General features: G+C 72.4%; 2 protein-coding genes (1 of these 2 running past the window's edge). Both read left to right on the plus strand.

The features are described 5' to 3' along the window. Positions 1-12,720, plus strand: the 3' end of a protein-coding gene (locus ACIGXW_RS02300) for a type I polyketide synthase (RefSeq protein ID WP_399568956.1). It extends 15,930 nt beyond the left edge of the window; only the last 12,720 of its 28,650 coding nucleotides appear in the window; its start codon lies beyond the left edge, outside the window; its stop codon occupies positions 12,718-12,720. Continuing rightward, positions 12,701-23,413 carry an SDR family NAD(P)-dependent oxidoreductase gene (locus tag ACIGXW_RS02305; protein ID WP_399570783.1) on the plus strand — a complete coding sequence of 3,571 codons (10,713 nt, stop codon included), beginning with the start codon at positions 12,701-12,703 and terminating at the stop codon, positions 23,411-23,413. The genes ACIGXW_RS02300 and ACIGXW_RS02305 overlap by 20 nt, the downstream gene beginning before the upstream one ends. Positions 23,414-23,445 lie beyond the last annotated feature (32 nt).

Below are 23,445 nucleotides of genomic sequence, written 5' to 3' on the forward strand. Positions count from 1 at the left end.
CTGTCGCTCGTCGAAGCCCAACCCGCACTGCCCCTGACCGACCTGGCCCGCTCGCTGGCCACCACCCGGGCGAGCCTGGACCACCGCGCGGCCGTGGTCACCGCCGAGCGCGACACGCTCGTACGGGCCCTGGAGGCCCTGCGCGACGGCACGCCCGACAGCCACCTCGTCACCGGCCGCACCGGCCGGGGCAGGCTCGCGTTCCTGTTCACCGGCCAGGGCAGCCAGCGGCCGCAGATGGGCCGGGAGCTCTACGACCGGTTCCCGGTGTACGCCGACGCGCTGGACTCCGTCCTGGCCTGCCTCGACTCCGAGCTGGACCGCCCCGTGCGCGACGTGCTGTTCGCCGAGCCGGGCACGCCCGAGGCCGCACTGCTCGACGACACCGCCTACACCCAGCCCGCCCTGTTCGCGCTCGAAGTGGCACTGTTCCGCCTCGTCGAGTCGTGGGGCCTGCGCCCCGACTACGTCACCGGCCACTCCATCGGCGAGTTCGCCGCCGCGCACGCGGCGGGCGTGCTCTCCCTGGAGGACGCCTGCACGCTGGTCGCCGCACGCGGACGGCTGATGGCCGCCCTTCCCACCGGCGGAGCCATGGTCGCGCTGGAGGCGAGCGAGGACGAGGTCCTGCCGCTGCTGACAGGGCAGGAGGACCGCGTCTCCGTAGCAGGCGTCAACGGCCCCACCTCGCTGGTCGTCGCGGGCGACGAGGACGCGGTCGACGCGATCGCCGCCCACTTCGCGGCGGAAGGGCGCCGGACCCGGAGACTGCGGGTGAGCCATGCCTTCCACTCGCCCCACATGGACGCCATGCTGGAGGACTTCGCCCGCGTCGCCGCAGGCGTGACCTACCACGCTCCGACGGTCGCGTTCGTCTCCACCGTCACCGGCGAGCTCGCCACGACCGAGCGGCTGTGCTCCCCGGAGTACTGGGTCGGACAGGTCCGCGCCACGGTCCGCTTCGCCGACGCCGTGCGCCGGCTCGCCGACCTGGGCATGACCGCCTTCCTCGAACTCGGCCCCGACGGCGTCCTCACCGGCGCCGCCCGGGAGACCCTCGACGAGGCGTCGCAGATCGCCGGAGTCCCGGCACTGCGCCGCGACCGCCCCGAGGCCCCCGCGCTCACGAGCGCCCTCGCACGGCTGTACGTGCACGGCGCGAAGGTGGACTGGAACGGAGTGTTCGCCGACAGCGCCGGACGCCGCGTCGACCTGCCGACCTACCCGTTCCAGCGGCAGCGCTACTGGCCGGAGGCCATCGCGGGCTCCGCGACGGCGGGGCACGCCCCGGCCGACCCGGTGGACGCCGAATTCTGGTCGGCGGTGGAACGTGCCGACCTGTCGTCGCTGGGGTCCTCCCTCGAACTCGACGACGACACCCTGACCGCCGTGGTGCCCGCACTGTCGTCGTGGCGCCGCCGGCGCCGCGCACAGTCCACCGTCGACAGCTGGCGCTACCGGTCCGTCTGGAAGCCCCTCACCGGCGCCCCGACGGCACACCCCACGGGGACGTGGCTGGTCCTCGCCCCCGCAGGCACGGCCGATCAGGACTGGGCCGACTCCGTCGTCGACGCCCTGGCCACCGAGACCGTCCGCGTCGAGGTCGCCGACCACGACCGGGACGCCCTGGCCCACCGCCTGCGGGAACTGGCCGCATCCGGCACCGGCTTCACCGGCGTCCTGTCCCTGCTGGCCCTGCACGAGGACGCGACGGCCACGCAGCCGGACGCCCCCACCGGCCTGCTGCTCACGGCGGCAGCCGTGCAGGCGCTCGGCGACGCCGGCATCGACGCACCCCTGTGGTGCGTGACCCGCGAAGCCGTCGCCGTCGGCCGCTCCGAGCACCTCACCGCACCGGCACAGTCGGCCGTATGGGGCCTGGGCCGCGTCGTCGGCCTGGAGCAGCCGCAGCGCTGGGGCGGCCTGGTGGACCTGCCGGGCACGCTCGACGAGACCACGCTCCGCCGCCTGGCGGGCGTCCTCGCCGGTACCGACGGCGAGGACCAGATCGCCGTCCGGCCCTCGGGAACGTTCGTACGCCGCCTGACCCGTCACCCCGTCGGCGAGAGTGCTACGCCGAACGAGTTCGCCCCCACCGGCACCGTGCTGATCACCGGCGGCACCGGCGGGCTGGGCGGCCACGTCGCCCGCTGGCTGGCGGGCCGGGGCGCCGAGCACCTGCTGCTCGTCAGCCGCCGGGGCCCGCAGGCGCCGGGGGCCGAAGAGCTCCGCACCGAGCTCACCGGACTCGGTACCCAGGTCACCCTGGCCGCCTGCGACACCGCGGACCGCGACGCCCTCGCGGCCGTGCTGGCCGGTGTGCCCGAGGACCTCCCGCTCACCGCGGTCATCCACACCGCCGGCGTGGTCGACGACGGCGTTCTCGACGCCCTGACCCCCGAGAAGTTCTCGGCCGTACTGCGCGCGAAGATCACCTCGACGGTGAACCTGCACGAGCTGACGCGGGACCTCGGCCTGAGCGCCTTCGTCCTGTTCTCCTCGACCGCGGGCACCCTCGGCGCCGCCGGGCAGGGCAACTACGCCGCCGCCAACGCCTTCCTCGACGCGTTCGCGGAACACCGGCGGGCCCACGGCCTGCCCGCGACCTCGCTCGCCTGGGGCCCCTGGGCCGAGGCAGGCATGGCCGTCGACGGAGCGGGCGTCGAAAACCGCGTACGCCGTGGCGGCTTCACCCCCATGGCACCGCAACTCGCCCTCTCCGCACTGCAGCACGCCATCGAACACGACGACACGGCCCTCACCCTCGCCGACATCGACTGGGACCGCTTCGCCACGGTCTTCGCCGCACTCCGGCCCAACCCCCTCGTCGGCGACCTGCCCGAGGTACGCCACGCCCTCACCGCCGTCGGCGGCAGCACGGACGGTACGACTCCGGCGGAGCCGGCGCTGCGGCAGCGGCTGGCGGGCCTGTCCGAGACGGCACGCGCACGGTTCGTCCTGGACCTCCTGCGCGGCCAGGTCGCCGCGGTCCTCGGCCACTCCGACGCCAACACCATCGGCGCCGACCAGGCCTTCAGCGACCTCGGCTTCGACTCGCTGACCACCGTCGAACTGCGCAACGCCCTCACGGCGACGACGGGCCTGCGCCTGCCGGCGACGCTCGTCTACGACTACCCCACCCCGCTCGCCCTGTCCGAATTCCTCCTCACCGAGCTCCTCGGCTCGATGCCCGAACAGGACACCACGACACCGGCCGCGCGGGCCGTCGACGACGACCCCATCGCGATCGTGGGCATGAGCTGCCGCTTCCCCGGCGGCGTGGAAACCCCCGAAGACCTGTGGCGCCTGCTGTCCCGCGGCGAGGACGCGATCTCCGGATTCCCGGCCGACCGCGGCTGGGACCTGGACACCCTCGCCCGAGGCACCTCCACCACCCTCGAAGGCGGCTTCCTCGAAGGCGTCGGCCGCTTCGACGCCCCCTTCTTCGGTATCTCCCCGCGCGAAGCCATCGCGATGGACCCGCAGCAGCGCCTGCTGCTCGAAACCACCTGGGAAGCCCTGGAACGCGCCGGCATCGACCCCACCGGGCTGCGCGGCAGCCAGACCGGCGTCTACGTCGGCACCAACGGCCAGGACTACACCTCGGTGCTGCGCAGGGGCACCACCGACGTCCAAGGACACGTCGCCACCGGCAATACGGCGAGCATCATGTCCGGACGCCTGTCCTACACGCTGGGCCTCGAGGGCCCAGCCGTGACCGTCGACACCGCCTGCTCCTCCTCCCTGGTCGCCCTGCACATGGCCTCGCGGGCCCTGCGCAGCGGCGAATGCTCCCTCGTGCTCGCCGGCGGCGTCACGGTGATGTCCAGCCCCGACGCCTTCGTCGAGTTCACGGCGCAGGGCGGGCTGGCCCCCGACGGCCGCTGCAAGGCCTTCGCCGACTCGGCGGACGGCACCGCATGGTCCGAGGGCGCCGGCATGCTCGTACTGGAACGGCTCTCCGACGCCCGCCGCAACGGACACCACGTCCTCGGCATCGTGCGCGGCGCGGCCGTCAACCAGGACGGGGCCTCCAACGGCCTGACCGCCCCCAACGGACGCGCACAACAGCGCGTGATCCGCCAGGCCCTCGCCGACGCCGGCCTGGCCCCCTCGGACGTCGACGCCGTGGAGGCCCACGGCACCGGCACCACCCTCGGCGACCCCATCGAGGCCCACGCCCTGATCGCGGCGTACGGCCGCGACCGGGAACGTCCGCTGCTCCTCGGCGCGGTCAAGTCGAACCTGGGGCACACCCAGGCCGCGGCGGGCGTCGCCGGCGTCATCAAGATGGTCATGGCGATGCGGCACGGCACGCTGCCCAGGACGCTGCACGTCGACGCCCCCTCCTCGCACGTCGACTGGTCGGACGGCGCGGTGTCGCTCGTCCAGGAGCAGCTGGCATGGCCGGAGACGGGACGCCCGCGCCGGGCAGGCGTGTCCGCCTTCGGCGTCAGCGGTACGAACGCCCACGTCATCGTCGAGCAGGCCCCCTCGCTCACCGAAGCCGGTGAGGCGGAGGGGACCACACCGGACACCACACCGGACACCGCATCGGACACGGTGCCGGACATCGTGCCGGCCGTGGTGCCGTGGCCGGTCTCCGGCAAGACGCCCGAGGCGCTGCGGGCACAGATCGAACGGCTCACGTCGTTCGCCGCGGCGGAGCCGGCCCAATCCACCGTCGACGTCGGATACTCCCTGGCCACGGGCCGGTCGACGTTCGCCCACCGTGCGGTGCTCCTGGCCGACGGAGAGGGAACGATCGCGGAGGCCGCGCGCGGCGTCGCCGACGCGGTCGCCGGCAAGTCGGCGTTCCTGTTCTCCGGCCAGGGTTCGCAGCGACTGGGGATGGGCCGTGAGCTGTACGGCCGGTTCCCGGTGTTCGCGGAGGCGCTGGACGCGGCGCTCGCCCGGTTCGACGTGGAGCTGGAGCGCCCGCTGCGGGAGGTGCTGTTCGGCGATGACGCCGGTGCGCTGAGCGAGACCGGGTTTACGCAGCCTGCGTTGTTCGCGGTCGAGGTGGCGCTGTTCCGTCTGGTGGAGTCGTGGGGTGTGCGCCCGGACTTCGTGGCCGGGCACTCAATTGGTGAGATCGCGGCTGCGCATGTCGCCGGGGTGCTGTCCCTGGATGATGCGTGCACTTTGGTGGCGGCCCGGGCGCGGTTGATGCAGGCGCTGCCTGCGGGTGGTGCGATGGTGGCCGTCCAGGCCACCGAGGAGGAGACGCTTCCGCGCCTCATCGAGGGTGTCTCCATCGCAGCCGTCAATGGCCCCAACGCGGTCGTCATCGCCGGCGACGAAGGCGCGGCGCTCCGGATCGCCGACGAGTTCGCGGCCGAGGGCCGTAAAACGCAGCGTTTGTCGGTCAGCCACGCCTTCCACTCCCCGCTGATGGATCCGATGCTGGAGGAGTTCCGGCAGGTCGTCTCGACGCTGTCGTTCGTGGCTCCGCAGATTCCGCTGGTGTCGAACGTGACCGGTGAGGTGGCGTCGGCGGAGCTGGTCTGCAGCCCGGACTACTGGGTGCGCCACGTCCGCGAAGCCGTGCGCTTCGCCGACGGGGTGAAGGCGCTCGCCGAAGCCGGTACGACCGCGTTCCTGGAACTGGGGCCGGACGGCGTGCTCGCCGCCATGGCCCAGCAGAGCCTGGACGGCCACGAGAGGGTGGTCGTACCGGCCCTGCGCAAGGACCGGCCGGAGGAGACCTCGCTGCTCACCGCCCTCGCCCGGCTCCACGTGGCGGGCGTCGACGTGGACTGGCCGGCCCTGTTCGCCGGCACCGGCGCCCGCCGCGTCGACCTGCCGACGTACGCCTTCCAGCGCGAGTGGTACTGGCCCGAGCGCGCGACCGCACCGGTTGTCGCCGGCGAGCAGGACGCCGTGGACGCCGTATTCTGGGCGGCGGTGGAACGACAGGACATGGAGTCGCTGTCGTCCACGCTGGGCCTGGACGACACGGCCCTGTCGGCCCTGGTGCCGGCCCTGTCCTCCTGGCGCCGCAAGCGGAACGAGTCGTCCGTCGTGGACGGCTGGCGCTACCGCGTGAGCTGGAAGCCCCTGACCAGTACGGCAGCGGGCAGCGTCCCCTCGGGCACATGGCTGGTGCTGCTCCCCGCCGGGCAGGCGCACGACGCGTGGTTCTCCGCAGTCGTCGGAGCGGTCGGCGCCGACACGGTGTGCGTCGAAACCGATGTCACCGATGCCGCCGGCCTCGCCGAGAGGCTCGCCGACCACGACACCGCGTACGCGGGCGTCGTCTCCCTGCTCGCCACCGCCGCCACGCCCGCCGATCGGGGCCTGCCGACGGGCCTGGCATGGCCGGACGCCGTGCTGCGGGCGCTGGCAGACGCCGGAATCGACGCCCCCCTGTGGTGCGTGACCCGGGGTGCGGTGTCAGTGGGACGTTCCGAGACGCTCAAGAGCGCCGCCCAGGTGGCGGTCTGGGGGCTCGGCCGCGTCGCCGCCCTGGACCATCCCACGCGGTGGGGCGGCCTCATCGACGCACCGGACGTGCTCGACCAGCGCTCGGTGGACCGGTTCCGCGGCATCGTGTCCGGCGCGCTCGGCGAGGACCAGGTCGCCCTGCGGCCCTCTGGAGCCTTCGCGCGCCGACTGGTCCGGGTCCCTGCGGCCCCGACGGAGGCCCCCTGGCAGCCGGCCGGCACGGTGCTGGTCACCGGCCGGGTGAAGGGCTTCGGCGGTCACGTCGCCCGCTGGCTCGCCCGGCACGGCGCCGAACACGTCCTGCTGCTCGGCACCGAGGAGACAGCCGGTACCGAAGCGGCGGCCGGCTCCGACGGAACAGCCGGCACCGGCGTCGCCGACCTGCGGGCCGAGCTCGCCGACCTGGGCGCCGAACTCACCCTGGCCACCGGCGAGGTGGCCGACCGCCAGGCGCTCACCGCAGCTCTGGCTTCGGTCCCCGAGCGCTTCCCGCTCACCGCGGTCGTCCACACGGGCGAGAACAGGCAGCCGGCACTCGACGGCTCCGAGCCGCAGGAGCCGGAGGTGTTCCTCTCCGAGGTCCACGCGGACGTCGAGAGCCTGGAAGCGGTGATCGGTGACCGGCAGCTCGACGCGTTTGTGCTGTTCTCGTCGATCTCCGGTATCTGGGGCATCGGCGGCCAGAGCGCCGGCGCCGCGGCGAGCGCCTACCTGGACGCCGTGGCACAGCGGCGCCGCACACACGGCGCCCGGGCTCTGTCGGTCGCGTGGGGGGCCTGGGCGGACTCCGCCCAGGACGGTCTCGCCGCGCACCTGCGGGCCAATGGGCTGCCTGCCATGGACCCCGAGCGCGCACTGGCCGCGCTCGGCCGGGCCACCGGCGACGGCGAGGCAGCGGTGACCGTGGCCGACGTGGCGTGGGACCGCTTCGCACCGGCCTTCACCCGCTCCCGGCGCAGTTCCCTCTTCGCGGAGCTGCCCGAGGCCCGGCAGGCCGTCGCGGACACCCCGGACGGCGAGCACGGCAAGGCGACCACCGCCTCCGCCCTGCGCGGCGAGCTCCTCGGGCTCTCCCCGGCCGACCGCACCGAGCTGCTGCTCACCCTCGTCGGCACCGAAGTCGCGGCGGTCCTGGGCTATGCCGGAGCCGACGCCGTCCCGTCCGGACAGGCGTTCCGCGACCTCGGATTCGACTCGCTCACCGCGGTCGACCTCCGTAACCAGCTCGCCACCGCCACCGGTCTGAGCCTGCCCGCGACGCTCGTCTTCGACTACCCGACCCCCGCGCTGCTGGCGGAGCACCTGCGCGCCGAACTCCTCGGCGAGCAGGACGCACAGGACGCGCGGGGCGGACAGCCCGCGCCGGCCGGCCCGGCCGGCCACGCGGGGGCCGTCGCCGACGACCCGATCGTCATCGTCGGCATGAGCTGCCGCTACCCGGGCGGCGTCCGCTCGCCCGAGGACCTGTGGCAGCTGGTCAGCGGGGGAGTGGACGTCATCGGCGGATTCCCCACCGACCGCGGCTGGGACCTCGACCGGCTCTCCCGCGGCGACCAGGACGGCAGGGGCCGCACCCGTACGCAGCAGGGCGGATTCCTGTACGACGCGGCGGACTTCGACCCCGGGTTCTTCGGGATCTCGCCGCGCGAGGCGATGGTCATGGACCCGCAGCAGCGCATCGTGCTCGAAGCCGCCTGGGAGGCCCTGGAGCGGGCCGGGATCGACCCGGCCGCGCTGCGCGGCGGCGACACCGGTGTGTTCATCGGCGGCGGCAGCGGCGACTACCGCCCCGACGCCGGCCAGATCGGCCACGCGCAGACGGCGCAGTCGGCCAGCCTGCTCTCCGGCCGGCTGTCCTACACCCTCGGCCTGGAAGGGCCGTCGGTGACCGTGGACACGGCCTGCTCGTCGTCCCTGGTGGCGCTGCACCTGGCCGCACAGGCGCTGCGCTCGGGGGAGTGCTCGGTGGCGCTCACCGGAGGTGTGACGGTGATGTCCACGCCGGTGACGTTCGTCGAGTTCGGCGAGATGGGCGCACTCTCCCCCGACGGCCGGTGCAAGGCGTTCTCCGACGCCGCCGACGGCACGGGCTGGTCGGAGGGCGTGGGCATCCTCGTCGTCGAACGGCTCTCGGACGCACAGCGCCTCGGCCACCAGGTGCTGGCCGTCCTGCGCGGCTCGGCCATCAACCAGGACGGCGCGTCCAACGGCATCACCGCGCCCAACGGCCCCTCGCAGCAGCGGGTGATCCGACGTGCCCTGACCAACGCCGGCCTGTCGCCGGTGGACGTGGACGCGGTCGAGGCCCACGGCACGGGTACCACCCTCGGCGACCCGATCGAGGCCCAGGCGCTGCTGTCCACCTACGGACGGGACCGCGAGCGGCCGCTGCTGCTGGGCTCGGTCAAGTCCAACATCGGTCACACGCAGGCCGCGGCGGGCGTCGCGGGCGTCATCAAGATGGTCATGGCGATGCGGCACGGCGTTCTGCCCAGGACCCTGCACATCGACCGGCCGTCGACCCACGTCGACTGGTCGGCCGGCGCGGTCGAGCTGCTCACCGAAGAGACCGGATGGCCGCGGACCGGCCGCCCGCGCCGGGCCGGAATCTCCGCCTTCGGCGCCAGCGGCACCAACTCGCACGTGATCCTCGAACAAGCCCCGTCCACCGGAGCAGCCCCGTCCACCGGGGAAGCTCCGTCCGCCGGGGACGGAGCCCAGCCGGCCGACACCGGCACGCAGCGGCACACCCCTCTCCCGGTCCCCGTGCCGGTGTCCGCCGTCACGCCGGACGCCGTACGGAACCAGGCGGCCCAGCTGCTGTCGTACGTGACGGCACACCCCGACCTGGCGGTCGCCGACCTCGCCCACTCCCTGGCCACGACCCGCTCGACCTTCGAGCACCGGGCCACGGTCCTGGCGGGCGACCACGACGAGCTGCTCAAGGGCCTGGCGGCGCTCGCCGCCGGCCGCGGCACCCCGCAGGTCGTCCAGGGCCGGGCCGTACCGGGCGGAAAGACGGCGTTCCTCTTCTCGGGTCAGGGCTCGCAACGACTGGGCATGGGCCAGGAGTTGTACGGCCGCTTCCCGGTCTTCGCCGAGGCGCTGGACGCCGTCCTGGCGCGCTTCGACCTCGAACTGGACCGACCGCTGCGAGAGGTGATCTTCGGCGACGAGGAGCTGCTGAACCAGACCGGATTCACCCAACCCGCGCTGTTCGCCGTCGAGGTGGCCCTCTTCCGGCTGGTGGAGTCCTGGGGCATGCGCCCGGACTTCGTGGCCGGTCACTCCATCGGTGAACTCGCGGCCGCCCACGTGGCCGGCGTCCTCACCCTCGAGGACGCGTGCACCCTCGTGGCGGCACGCGCCCGCCTGATGCAGGCACTGCCCACGGGCGGCGCGATGGTCGCCCTCCAGGCCACCGAGGACGAGGTGACCGAGCGCCTGACCGAAGGCGTCTCCATCGCCGCCGTCAACGGCCCGAACGCCGTCGTCATCGCCGGCGACGAGGCCGCCGTGCTGCGCATCAGCGAAGGTTTCGACGCCGCAGGACGAAAGACTAGGCGTTTGCGGGTGAGCCATGCATTTCACTCACCGCATATGGACGCCATGCTTGAGGACTTCGGGCAGGTCGCTCGTAGCGTGTCGTACGCCGCGCCGACCCTGCCGCTCGTGTCGAACCTGACCGGTGCAACGGCCACCGCGGAGCAGGTGTGCGACCCCACCTACTGGGTCGACCACATCCGCCGGGCCGTGCGCTTCGGCGACGGCGTACGCACCCTCGCCGAGCGCGGCGTGACGCGATACGTGGAGATCGGCCCCGACGGCGTCCTGTGCGCGATGGCCCAGGAGACCCTCGACGGCGCCTTCCCGCAGGCGGTGACCGTACCGGCACTGCGCAAGGACCGCGGTGAGGAAGCCTCGATCGTCACGGCCATGGCCCGCCTGTACGTCAACGGCATGAGCCCGCGCTGGTCCGGCTTCTTCGCCGGGACCGGGGCGAGCCGGGTCGACCTGCCCACCTACGCGTTCCAGCGCCAGCGGTTCTGGCCCGAGACGAAGCCCTCCACGGCACCCGTCGCGAGCCACGAGGACGCCGCGTTCTGGTCCGCGATCCAGGGCGAGGAATTCGACACCCTGGCCGCCACCCTGAACGTCGACAGCGACTCCCTGTCCAAGGTGCTCCCGGCCCTGAACGACTGGCGCAGCCGGCGCAGCGACCAGGCCACCGTGGACGGATGGCGCCAGCTGGTCACCTGGAAGCCGCTGAGCAGGGCACGCACCACCGCCCTGACCGGTACCTGGCTCGCCGTGGTCCCCGCGGTCCACACCGACCAGGCCTGGGTGAAGGACGTCGTCGCCCTCCTGGGCACCGACACCGTGTGCGTCGACGTGGCCGACCCCAAGCGCGAGGCCCTCGCCGAGCGGCTGCGCGAACACACCGACGGCGGCAGCCGGTTCACCGGCGTGGTCTCCCTCCTCGCCCTCGACACGACGTCCGACACGAACGGCGTGCCCGCCGGTCTGGCCCTCACCACCACACTGGTGCAGGCCCTCGGCGACGCCGGAATCACGGCACCCCTGTGGTGCGTCACCCGTGCCGCAGTCGCGGTGTCGGGCTCCGAGCCCGTACCGGGACTGGCTCAGGCCGGCGTCTGGGGCCTGGGCCGGGTCGCCGCGCTGGAGTATCCGCAGCGCTGGGGCGGCCTGATCGACCTGCCCGAGGCCATGGACGAGCGCTCCGGCGCCCGGTTCACCGCCGCCCTCGCCGATCCCGACGGCGAGGACCAGATGGCGGTGCGGCCCGCGGCCGTCTTCGGCCGCCGCCTGGTGCCCGTACCGGGCGGACAGCCGGTACGCACCTGGGACCCGGCCGGCACCGTGCTGGTCACCGGCGGCACCGGCGCCCTGGGCGCACAGGTCGCCCGTCGGCTGGCCGCCACCGGCGCCCGCCACCTGGTGCTGCTCAGCCGCCGCGGCCCCGACGCCCCCGGCGCACGGGAACTGCGCGACGAACTCGCCGCCCTGGGCGCCCAGGCCACGATCACGGCCTGCGACGCCGCCGACCGGGAGGCGCTGACCGCCGTCCTCGCCGCCATACCGCAGGAAGCGCCGCTGACCGGCGTCGTCCACGCGGCGGGCGTGCTGGACGACGGCGTGCTGGACAGCCTGACTCCGGAACGCTTCGAGTCGGTGTTCCACGCGAAGGTCGCCTCGGCACTCCTCCTGGACGAACTGACCAGGGACCTCGACCTGTCGGTGTTCGCCCTCTTCTCCTCCGCCTCCGCGGCGGTGGGCAACCCCGGCCAGGCCAACTACGCCGCCGCGAACGCCATCCTGGACGCGCTGGCCGAACACCGGCGCGCCCACGGCCTCGCCGCCACCTCGATCGCCTGGGGCGCCTGGGGCGGGGGCGGCATGGCCGCCGACAGCCGGGCCGTCGTCCTGGCCCAGCGCACCGGCATCCGGCCGCTGGACCCGGACCTGGCCGTCACCGCGCTGCGCCAGGTGGTCATGAGCGCCGACGCCACCACGGTCGTCGCCGACGTCGAGCCGGGACAGTTCGTCCGGGCCTTCACCACCGTCCGGCCCAGCCGCCTGCTGGCCGAGCTGCCGGTCCCCGCGCAACCGGCCACTGCCGGCACCGCCGCGCCGGACGCCGACACGGCCGGCCCCGCCCTGCGCGAGAAGCTGGCCGGTCTGCCGGCCGCACAGCGCTCCGCTGCCGTCCTCGACATCGTGCGCGCCCGGGTCGCGGAAGTACTGGGCCACAGTGACGTGGACGCGGTCGGCGCCGACCGGGCGTTCCGGGACCTCGGGTTCGACTCCCTCAGCTCCGTCGAGCTGCGCAACCAGCTCAACGGCGCCACCGGACTGAGCCTGCCCGCCACCCTCGTGTTCGATCACCCGACGCCGCTCGACCTCGCCGGACACATGCTGGACCAGCTCGTACCGGGCGGCGCCCGGAACGACCGGGACGGCGACGAGGACGCGCTCGATGCCGACGACGTGGACCAGGCCGGCATCCGGGCGCTGCTGGCCGGAATCTCCATCGCCCAGCTGCGGGAGATCGGCGTGCTGGAGCCGCTGCTGAAGCTCGCCGACCGCACGCGGTCGGGCAGCGACACCGCAGCCGGCGACGGCGAGGGCACCGAGGCCGCGTACGACGAGTCCATCGACGCCATGGGCGTCGACGACCTCGTACGGGCCGCACTGAACGGCAACTCCCTGACCGACAGCGGGACCGACGGAGCTGACAATGACCACGCCTAGCGAGAAAGTCGTCGAAGCACTCCGGTCCTCGATGAAGGAGACCGAACGGCTGCGGCGCCAGAACCACAAGCTCGTCGCCGCGGCCACGGAGCCCATCGCCATCGTGGCGATGAGCTGCCGCTACCCGGGCGGAGTGAACTCGCCCGAGGCCCTCTGGGACCTGGTGGCATCCGGAACGGACGCCATCGCCGGGTTCCCGGCGGACCGCGGCTGGGACCTCGACGCCCTACGGGACGCCGGCGTCGACCAGCGCGGCAACCGCGTCAGCCAGAAGGGCGGATTCCTCGACTGCGTCGCGGACTTCGACGCCGACTTCTTCGGCATCTCGCCGCGCGAAGCCGTGTCGATGGACCCACAGCAGCGCCTGCTGCTCGAAACGTCCTGGGAGGCGTTCGAGCGCGCCGGAATCGACCCCGTGTCGCTGCGCGGCAGCCAGACCGGCGTCTTCGTCGGCACCAATGGCCAGGACTACGCCTACCTCCTCGTCCGGTCCCTGGCGGACGCCACTGGCGACATCGGCACGGGCATCGCCGCCAGCGCCACCTCCGGCCGGCTCTCCTACACCCTGGGCCTGGAGGGCCCGGCGGTGACCGTGGACACGGCGTGCTCCTCGTCCCTGGTGGCCCTCCACATGGCGGCGCAGGCCCTGCGGTCCGGCGAGTGCTCGCTGGCACTCGCCGGCGGCGTCAACGTCATGTCCACCCCGGGCTCCCTGATGGAGTTCAGCCGCCAGGGCGGCCTGGCGTCCGACGGCCGGTGCAAGGCCTTCTCGGACGCCGCTGACGGGACAGGCTGGTCCGAGGGCGTCGGCATGCTCGTCCTGGAACGGCTGTCGGACGCCCGCCGCAAGGGCCACCAGGTCCTGGCCGTGGTGCGCGGGTCCGCGGTCAACCAGGACGGCGCGTCCAACGGCTTCACCGCCCCGAACGGCCCCTCGCAACAGCGGGTGATCCGGCGGGCCCTGCGCGCGGCCGGACTCGCCCCGTCGGACGTGGACGTCGTCGAAGGGCACGGTACGGGCACGCCACTCGGTGACCCGATCGAGGCCCAGGCCCTGCTGTCCACGTACGGGCAGGACCGCGACCCCGAGCGGCCGCTGCTCCTGGGTTCGGTCAAGTCGAACCTCGGCCACACGCAGGCCGCGGCCGGTGTCGCCGGTGTGATCAAGATGGTCATGGCGATGCGGGAAGGCGTGCTGCCGGAGACGCTGCACGTGGCAGCGCCGTCGTCGCACGTGGACTGGTCGGCCGGCGCGGTGGAGCTGCTGACGGAGCCGCGGGCCTGGCCCGAGGTGGACCGGCCGTGGCGCGCGGGTGTGTCGTCGTTCGGCATCAGCGGGACGAACGCGCATGTGATCGTGGAGCAGGCGAGCCCGGGCGAGGCCGCTGCTGAGCAGCAGCCCGCAGCGTCACAGACCCCGTCGCCTGCCGTGGTGCCCGCGGTGGCGCCTGCCGTGGTGCCGTGGCTGGTGTCGGCGAAGTCCGAGGCCGCGCTGGCGGAGCAGCTGGAGCGGGTGTCGGCGTTGGAAGGGCTGTCCCCGGTCGATGTGGGCTTCTCCCTGGCGACGGGCCGGTCGACGTTCGCGCACCGTGCGGTTCTGCTGGCCGGTGCCGATGCCGGTGCCGGTGTTGATGCGGTGACCGAGGTGGCTCGGGGCAGGGCTTCGACCGGCCGGTCGTTGGCGGTGCTGTTCTCGGGTCAGGGTTCGCAGCGGGTGGGGATGGGTCGTGAGTTGTACGGCCGGTTCCCGGTGTTCGCGGAGGCGCTGGATGCGGTGCTGGAGCGGATGGACGGTTCGCTGCGGGAGGTGCTGTTCGGTGAGGACACAGCAGAGCGGCTGAATGAGACTGGGTTTACGCAGCCTGCGTTGTTCGCGGTCGAGGTGGCGCTGTTCCGTCTCGTGGAGTCCTGGGGTGTACGACCGGACTTTGTGGCCGGGCACTCGATCGGTGAGATCGCTGCCGCGCATGTTGCCGGGGTGCTGTCGCTGGATGATGCGTGCACGTTGGTGGCGGCTCGGGCGCGGTTGATGCAGGCGTTGCCTTCGGGTGGTGCGATGGTGGCGGTCCAGGCGGCCGAGGCCGAGGTGGCCGGCCGTCTCGTCGAGGGGGTGTCGATCGCGGCGGTGAACGGCCCCCGCGCGGTCGTCATCGCCGGTGACGAAGCGGGTGTCCTGTGCATCGCGGAGCAGTTCGCGGCTGAGGGGCGCAAGACGCAGCGTCTGTCGGTGAGTCACGCTTTCCACTCGCCGCTCATGGATCCGATGTTGGAGGAGTTCCGGCAGGTCGTCTCGACGCTGTCGTTCGTGGCTCCGCAGATTCCGCTGGTGTCGAACGTGACGGGTGAGGTGGCGTCGGCGGAGCTGGTCTGCAGCCCGGACTACTGGGTGCGCCACGTCCGCGAAGCCGTGCGCTTCGCCGACGGGGTGAAGGCGCTCGCCGAAGCCGGTACGACCGCCTTCCTGGAACTGGGGCCGGACGGCGTGCTCGCCGCCATGGCCCAGCAGAGCCTGGACGACCACGAGGCTGTCGTCGTACCGGCCCTGCGCAAGGACCGCCCCGAAGAGACCGCCCTGCTCACCGCCCTCGCCCGGCTGCACGTCGCAGGCATCGGCATCGACTGGGCGGCCTGTTTTGCCGGTACGGGCGCCCGTCGGGTGGATGTCCCGACCTATGCCTTCCAGCACGAGCGCTACTGGCCCACGCTGACGGCCGATCTCGGCGACGTGACTGCAGCCGGCCTCATGCCGGCCGAGCACCCGCTGCTGGGTGCGGCCGTCGCACCGGCCGGTTCGGACGGTGTGCTGTTCACGGGCCGCCTGTCGCTCAACACGCACACATGGCTCAAGGACCATGCGGTGGGCGGGGTGGTCGTGTTCCCCGCAGCGGCCTTCCTCGAACTCGCCATCCGCGCCGGCGACCAGGTCGGATGCGGCCGGGTCGAGGAACTCGCCCTCGGCACGCCCCTGGTGCTCACCGACGACGGCGCCGTGTTGGTGCAGGTATGGGTGGGCGCTCCCGACGCGTCGGGAGCCCGTGAGGTGAGCCTCTACTCGCAGGCCACGGATGCCATGGATCAGGCGTGGACCGAGCACGCCACGGGTGTTCTCTCCTCGGGCGAGCGGATCGCGACGTTCGACGGTACGGTCTGGCCGCCGCAGGGCGCGACGGCTGTGGACCTGGAGGACTTCTACGACCGCCTCGAGTACGGGCCTGCCCTCCAGGGCCTACGTGCGGCATGGGTGCGAGGCGACGAGACGTTCGCCGAGGTCGTACTCCCGGGCGAGGTGTCCGGCGACGCCGACCGGTACGGGCTCCACCCGGCCTTGCTGACGGCAGCGGTGCAGGCCGCGACCGGGTTCACCGGAGCCGGAGCCGGAGCCGAGGACGCGGGCGCGGGCGAGGAGCAGACAGCCGAACTGCTGCCGTCTGCCTGGAGCGGTGTCTCACTGCACGCCGGCGGCGCGTCCATGGCGCGGGTGCGCATCACCAGGACCGGCGACGACTCGGTGTCGATCGTGGCGATCGACGGCGCCGGTGCCCCGGTGCTGTCGGTGGACTCGCTGGTGCTGCGCGCACCGTCCGCGCCGCAGGGGCAGGCGGCTCGTGGCGACCGGCATGGTTCCCTGTTGCGGCTGGAGTGGATTCCGGCTCCGCAGGTACAGGAGACCGAAGGGCTCCGGTGTGTGGCGCTCGGCACCGACGGGTTCGGAGCGGGCATCGCTACGATCGGTTCCCTCTCCGAGCTCGGGAGTGACGAAGCACAGCCGGTGCCGGACCTGGTGCTGGTTCCGGTCTCGGCCGAGGGCGACGAGCTGCCCGGCGCGGTGCACGACGCCACCGCACGGGTCCTGCGACTGGTCCAGGAATGGCTGGCACAGGAGCGCTTCTCGGCGTCCCGGCTCGTGTTCGTCACCCGTAACGCCGTGTGTGCCCATGAGGGCGATGCGGTGCAGGACCTGGCGGCCGGCGCTGCCTGGGGTCTGCTGCGGGCGGCCCAGTCGGAGAACCCCGACCGGTTCGTACTCCTCGACATCGCGGGGAACGACGCCTCGGCTGCGCTGTCGGATGCCCTTCCGGTCCTCCCGCTCCTGCCCGGTCTGCTGACCACCGGCGATGCCCAGTTCGTGGTGCGCGGGGGACTGGTACGGGTCGGACGGCTGGCGCGCCTCACGACGGGCGCGGTGTCGACTCCGGATTGGGCTCCCGAAGGGACGGTGCTGATCACCGGCGGTACCGGTGGTCTTGGTGGCGAGCTGGCGCGGCACTTGGTGGCCGAGCGCGGTGTGAAGCACCTGTTGCTGGTGAGCCGCCGTGGTGCAGAGGCGCCGGGTGCGGTGGAGCTGCGGGCTGAGCTGATTGCTCAGGGAGCCGACGTTTCCATCGTGGCGTGCGATGTCGCTGATGCGAGTGCCGTTGCGGATCTGCTGGCGGGAGTTCCGTCGGAGCATCCGCTGACCGCGGTGATTCACACGGCAGGTGTGCTGGACGACGGCGTGGTGACGTCGTTGTCGCCGGAGCGTCTGTCGGCTGTGCTGCGGCCGAAGGTGGACGCGGCGTGGAACCTTCACCAGGCCACTCAGGGTCTCGACCTGGCCGCGTTCATCACGTACTCCTCCATCTCGGGTGTGATGGGCAGCGCCGGGCAGGGCAACTACGCCGCCGGCAACGTCTTCCTCGACGTACTGGCCCAATTCCGCAGGTCACAGGGGCTGGCGGCGCAGTCCTTGGCGTGGGGTGCGTGGGCGCAGACCAGCGGCATGACGGGCACGCTGTCCGAGGCCGACATGCAGCGCATCGCGGCCTCCGGTGTTCCCCCGCTGTCGGTCGAGCAGGGCCTGGCCCTGTTCGACGCCGCCACGGCGTCCGACGAGGCGTACATCGTGCCCATCGGCCCGGCTTCGGCCGGCGGCACCGCGCGCATGCGCGGTCAGGTGCCGGCAGTGCTGCGGGGCTTGATCAAGGGAGCCCGGCGTGCGGCCGCGACGGCTGCCGGAGGTGCCGGTACGGCGGCGACGCTCGCACGCCGGCTCCTGGCCATGGGCGAGGAGGAACGCGGCCGGTTCGCCGCGGACCTCGTACGAACCGAAGCCGCGGCCGTCCTCGGACACGCCTCCGCCAAGGCGATCGACGCGGGCCGGGAGTTCAGGGAACTGGGCTTCGACTCACTGACCGCGCTGGAGCTGCGCAATCGTCTGACCGCCGTCACCGGCCTCAGGCTCCCGGCAACCCTGATCTTCGACTACCCCACCCCCACCACGCTCGCCCGGCACCTCGTCGGAGAGCTGCTGGACGAGCACGCGGACACGGACACTGCGGACACCGGCGTCGCCGTGGACGCCCGACGATTCGCCGACGAGCCGATCGCCATCGTCGGGATGGCGTGCCGGATGCCCGGTGGGGTGCGTTCGCCGGAAGACCTCTGGCAGATGCTCCTGGAGGGGCAGGACGCCATCGGCGGCTTCCCCACGGACCGGGGCTGGGACCTGGACGCGCTGTTCGGCAGCAATCCGGAAGGCCGAGGCGTCAGCGCTACGCGACGCGGCGGGTTCCTCGAGGGAGTGGGGGAGTTCGACGCCGGGTTCTTCGGGATCTCGCCGCGCGAAGCGCTGGCGATGGACCCCCAGCAACGGTTGCTGCTCGAGACCACCTGGGAAGCGATCGAACGCGCGGCGATCGACCCCGCGGCTCTGCGGGGGAGCAGCACCGGTGTCTTCGTCGGTACCACCGGCCAGGACTACGCCACGCTGGTGATGAATTCCCGGGAGGACGTGGAGGGCCACGCGAGTACTGGCCTCGCCAACAGCGTCATTTCCGGGCGCCTTTCCTACACGTTCGGTTTCGAAGGACCGGCAGTCACGGTCGACACCGCCTGCTCCTCCTCACTTGTGGCGCTCCACCTCGCCTCGCAGTCGTTGCGTAACGGCGAGACCTCACTCGCCCTGGCCGGCGGTGTGACGGTCCTGTCCACGCCCATGAGCTTCGCGGGCTTCAGCCGCCAGGGTGGCCTGGCCACGGACGGCCGGTGCAAGGCGTTCGCCGACGCGGCCGATGGCACGGGCTGGTCCGAGGGTGTCGGTGTGCTGGTGCTGGAGCGGTTGTCGGACGCGCGGCGTAATGGTCACCGTGTGCTGGCTGTGGTGCGTGGCTCGGCGGTCAATCAGGATGGTGCGTCGAATGGTTTGACGGCGCCTAATGGTCCGTCGCAGCAGCGGGTGATTCGCCAGGCGTTGGCGAGTGGTGGGTTGTCTGCTGCGGATGTCGATGTGGTGGAGGCGCACGGTACGGGTACGACGTTGGGTGACCCGATCGAGGCGCAGGCGCTGCTGGCGACGTACGGCCAGGAGCGGCCGGAGGAGCGGCCGTTGTGGCTGGGGTCGGTGAAGTCGAACCTTGGTCACACGCAGGCCGCGGCCGGCGTCGCGGGCGTCATCAAGATGGTCATGGCGATGCAACACGGTGTGCTGCCGAAGACGCTGCACGTGGACGCTCCGTCCTCGCACGTGGACTGGTCGGCGGGCGCGGTGGAGCTTTTGACCGAGCACACGTCGTGGCCCGAGGTGGACCGGCCGTGGCGCGCGGGCGTGTCGTCGTTCGGGCTGAGCGGGACGAACGCGCACGTGGTGCTGGAGCAGGCGGGCCCTGCCGAGGCCCTCGCTGAGCAGCAGCCCGCAGCGTCGCAGACCCCGTCGCCTGCCGTGGTGCCGTGGCTGGTGTCGGCGAAGTCCAAGGCCGCGCTGGCGGAGCAGCTGGAGCGGGTGTCGGTGTTGGAGGGGCTGTCCCCGGTCGATGTGGGTTTCTCCCTGGCGACGGGCCGGTCGACGTTTGCGCACCGTGCGGTGCTGTTGGCTGATGGTGATGCTGTCACCGAGGTGGCGCGTGGCGCGGCGACCGGTGACCGGTCGTTGGCGGTGCTGTTCTCGGGTCAGGGTTCGCAGCGGGTGGGGATGGGTCGTGAGTTGTACGGCCGGTTCCCGGTGTTCGCTCAGGCGCTGGATGCGGTGCTGGAGCGGATGGATGGTTCGCTGCGGGATGTGCTGTTCGGTGAGGACACAGCAGAGCGGCTGAATGAGACCGGGTTTACGCAGCCTGCGTTGTTTGCGGTCGAGGTGGCGCTGTTCCGTCTCGTGGAGTCCTGGGGCGTACGACCCGACTTCCTGGCCGGTCATTCCATCGGTGAGATCGCTGCTGCGCATGTGGCCGGGGTGCTGTCTCTGGATGATGCGTGCACGTTGGTGGCGGCTCGGGCGCGGCTGATGCAGGCGCTGCCTTCGGGTGGTGCGATGGTGGCCGTCCAGGCCACCGAGGACGAGATACTGCCCCGCTTGGTCGAGGGTGTCTCCATCGCGGCGGTCAATGGCCCGAGCTCGCTTGTCATTGCCGGTGACGAGGGCGCGGTGCTGCAGATCGCGGAGAAGTTCGCAGCTGAGGGGCGGAAGACGCAGCGTCTGTCGGTCAGTCACGCCTTCCACTCCCCGCTGATGGATCCGATGTTGGAGGAGTTCCGGCAGGTCGCGTCGACGCTGTCCTACTCCGCGCCGAAGATCCCGCTCGTATCGAACGTGACCGGCGAAGTGGCGACCGACCTCATCTGCAGCCCCGAGTACTGGGTGCGGCACGTCCGCGAGGCCGTGCGCTTCGCCGACGGGGTGAAGGCGCTCGCCAAGGCCGGCGCGACCGCGTTCCTCGAGCTGGGCCCGGACGGCGTGCTCGCCGCCATGGCCCAGCAGAGCCTGGACGACCAAGAGGTCGTCGTCGTACCGGCCCTGCGCAAGGACCGCCCCGAAGAGACCGCCCTGCTCACCGCCCTCGCACGACTCCACGTCGCAGGCATCGGCATCGACTGGCCAGCCCTCTTCACCGGCACCGCCGCCCACCATGTCGACCTGCCGACGTACGCCTTCCAGCACGAGTGCTACTGGCCCAGGCCCGCTGCCTACACGGGTGATGTGACGTCCGCCGGTCTTCGGCCCGCAGAGCATCCGCTCCTTGGCGCGGCGATCGCACTGGCGGGCTCCGAAGGCGCGTTGTTCACGGGCAGGCTTTCGCTGCAGACCCACGCGTGGCTCGCCGAGCACACGGTCGGCGGTGCTGTGGTCTTCCCGGCCTCCGGGTTCCTGGAGCTGGCCGTCCGCGCCGGCGACCAGTTCGGTTGCGACCGGGTCGAAGAGCTCGGTCTCACCGAGCCGCTCGTCCTGGCGGAGGGCGACGCAGTGGTCCTCCAGGTCCGCGTGGGTGCCCCGGACGAGTCCGGGGCCCGCGAGGTGAGCTTCTACTCCCGCCCGGAGAGCGCAGACGACGACCAGCCGTGGACCGGGCACGCCAGTGGTGTGCTGGCCGCGGGCGAGCGGACTGCCGAGTTCGACGCGTCGGTCTGGCCGCCGCAGGGTGCTGTCGCCGTCGATCTGGCGGGCTTCTACGACGACGCGACCGACATCGGTCCGGTGTTCCAGGGGCTGCGTGCGGTCTGGACGCTGGGCGACGAGGCATATGTCGACATCGCGCTGCCGGACCAGGCGGACGATGCCCAGTACTTCGGGCTTCACCCGGCGCTCCTGGAAGCGATGGTGCAGGCCGTCGGGTTCGCGGGACTGGACGACGAGGAGCAACAGCTCACCGCACAGTCGTGGAGCGGCGTCTCGCTCCACGCCTCCGGCGCCTCGGCCGTACGGGCACGCATTGCGAGGACCGGGGAGAACTCGGTGTCGATCGCGGCGGTCGACGGCTCCGGTGCTCCGGTGCTGTCGGTGGAATCGCTGGCCCTGCGGGCCGTCCCGGATGCCGAAGTGTCAACTTCCCGCGGCGCCGACGAAGGTTCGCTGCTGAAGCTGGAGTGGGTGCCGGCACCGGAAGGCAACGCTTCCGAAGGCGTCCGCTACGGAACCGTGGCTGTCGGCGCCGAGGGACTGGCTGCTCTGGACGGGCCGGTTCCGGAGCTGGTCCTGGCCTCCGTGACCCCTGTGGGCAGCGACGCCGCCGGCGATGACGTACCCGCGACGGTGCACGAGCTCACGGCCCGGGTGCTGGGCCTGCTGCAGGAGTGGCTCGCCGAGAGCCGGTTCGCCGCGTCGCAGCTGGTGTTCGTGACCCGCGGCGCCGTCTCCGCTCACGTCGGCGACGGCGTCGAGGACCTGGCAGCGGCCGCGGTCCGGGGCCTGGTGCGCTCGGCGCAGTCGGAGAACCCCGGGCGGTTCGTCCTGCTCGACGTCGAGGAGGCCGAGGACGCCGCCCAGGTGCTGCCGGGCCTGCCGGCGCTCCTGGCTGCGGGCGACGCCCAGTTCGTCGTACGGGGCGGGACGCTGCACGTCGGCCGGCTCGCTCGTGTCACGGCCGAGGAGTCGGCGGTCCCCGCATGGGATGCGGAGGGCACCGTACTGATCACCGGTGGCACGGGTGGGCTCGGCGGCGAGCTGGCACGGCATCTCGTCACCCGGCGCGGTCTGAAGCACCTGCTGCTGGCGAGCCGGCGCGGCGCGAACGCCCCGGGAGCAGCGGAGTTGCGGGCCGAGCTGATCGCCCAGGGCGCCGACGTGACGATCAGCGCGTGCGACATCGCCGACGCGGACGCCGTCGCCGAGCTGGTGGCGGCGGTACCGGCGGAACACCCGCTGACCGCAGTGATCCACACGGCCGGTGTCCTCGACGACGGCGTGGTCACCTCCCTGACGCCGGAGCGTCTGTCGGCCGTGCTGCGGCCGAAGGTGGACGCGGCATGGAACCTTCACCAGGCGACCAAGGGTCTCGACCTGGCCGCGTTCATCACGTACTCCTCCATCTCGGGTGTGATGGGCAGCGCCGGTCAGGGCAACTACGCGGCAGCCAACGTCTTCCTCGACGCCCTCGCCCAACGCCGTGCCGCCCAGGGGCTGCCCGCGCAGTCCCTGGCGTGGGGCACGTGGGCGCAGGGGAGCGGCATGACGGGCACGCTGTCCGAGGCCGACATGCAGCGCATCGCGGCTTCCGGCGTTCCCCCGCTGTCGGTGGAGCAGGGTCTGGCGCTGTTCGACGCCGCCACGGCGTGCGACGAGAGCCACCTTGTCCCCATCGGCCCCACCTCCGGTGCCAGGCGAGTGCGGGGCGACGTCCCCGCGCTGCTCCGGGGCCTGGTGAAGAGTGCCCGCCGGTCGGCCGCTTCCACGGCCGGCGGAGCGGGCACCGCGGTCATGTTCACCCGGCGGCTCCGGGAAATGCCGGAAGAGGAACGACTCGGATTCGTGGTCGACCTCGTACGGACCGAAGCCGCTGCCGTCCTCGGCCACGCCTCCTCCAAGGCGGTCGAAGCGAAACGGGAATTCCACGACCTGGGCTTCGATTCGCTGACTGCCGTGGAACTGCGCAACCGACTGTCCACGGCGACAGGACTGCGTCTCTCCGCCACCTTGGTATTCGACTACCCGACCCCCGCCAACCTGGCCGACCACCTCGTCTCGCAGCTCGTGGGCGAGGAGAGCGCCGGGGAAAGCCCCTCACTCCTGGCGGAAATCGACCGCCTGGACTCGACGCTTGCCGCGAGCGAGCCGGACGCCCTCACCAGGGCGGCGGTCGCCAACCGGCTGCTCCACATATTGGAGAAGTGGCGAGAGGGCGACGCGGAAACCACCGGTGCCCATGTCACCGAGCGGATCGAATCCGCCAGCACCGATGAAATTTTCGACTTCATCGACAACGAGCTCGGCCGTCTGAGCGATCGCTGATCCGGCCTCATTATTCACAGGGAAGGTTCCTC

This window comes from Streptomyces sp. NPDC053079 (genome assembly GCF_044546695.1).
In the GTDB taxonomy this organism is placed as follows: Bacteria; Actinomycetota; Actinomycetes; order Streptomycetales; family Streptomycetaceae; genus Streptomyces.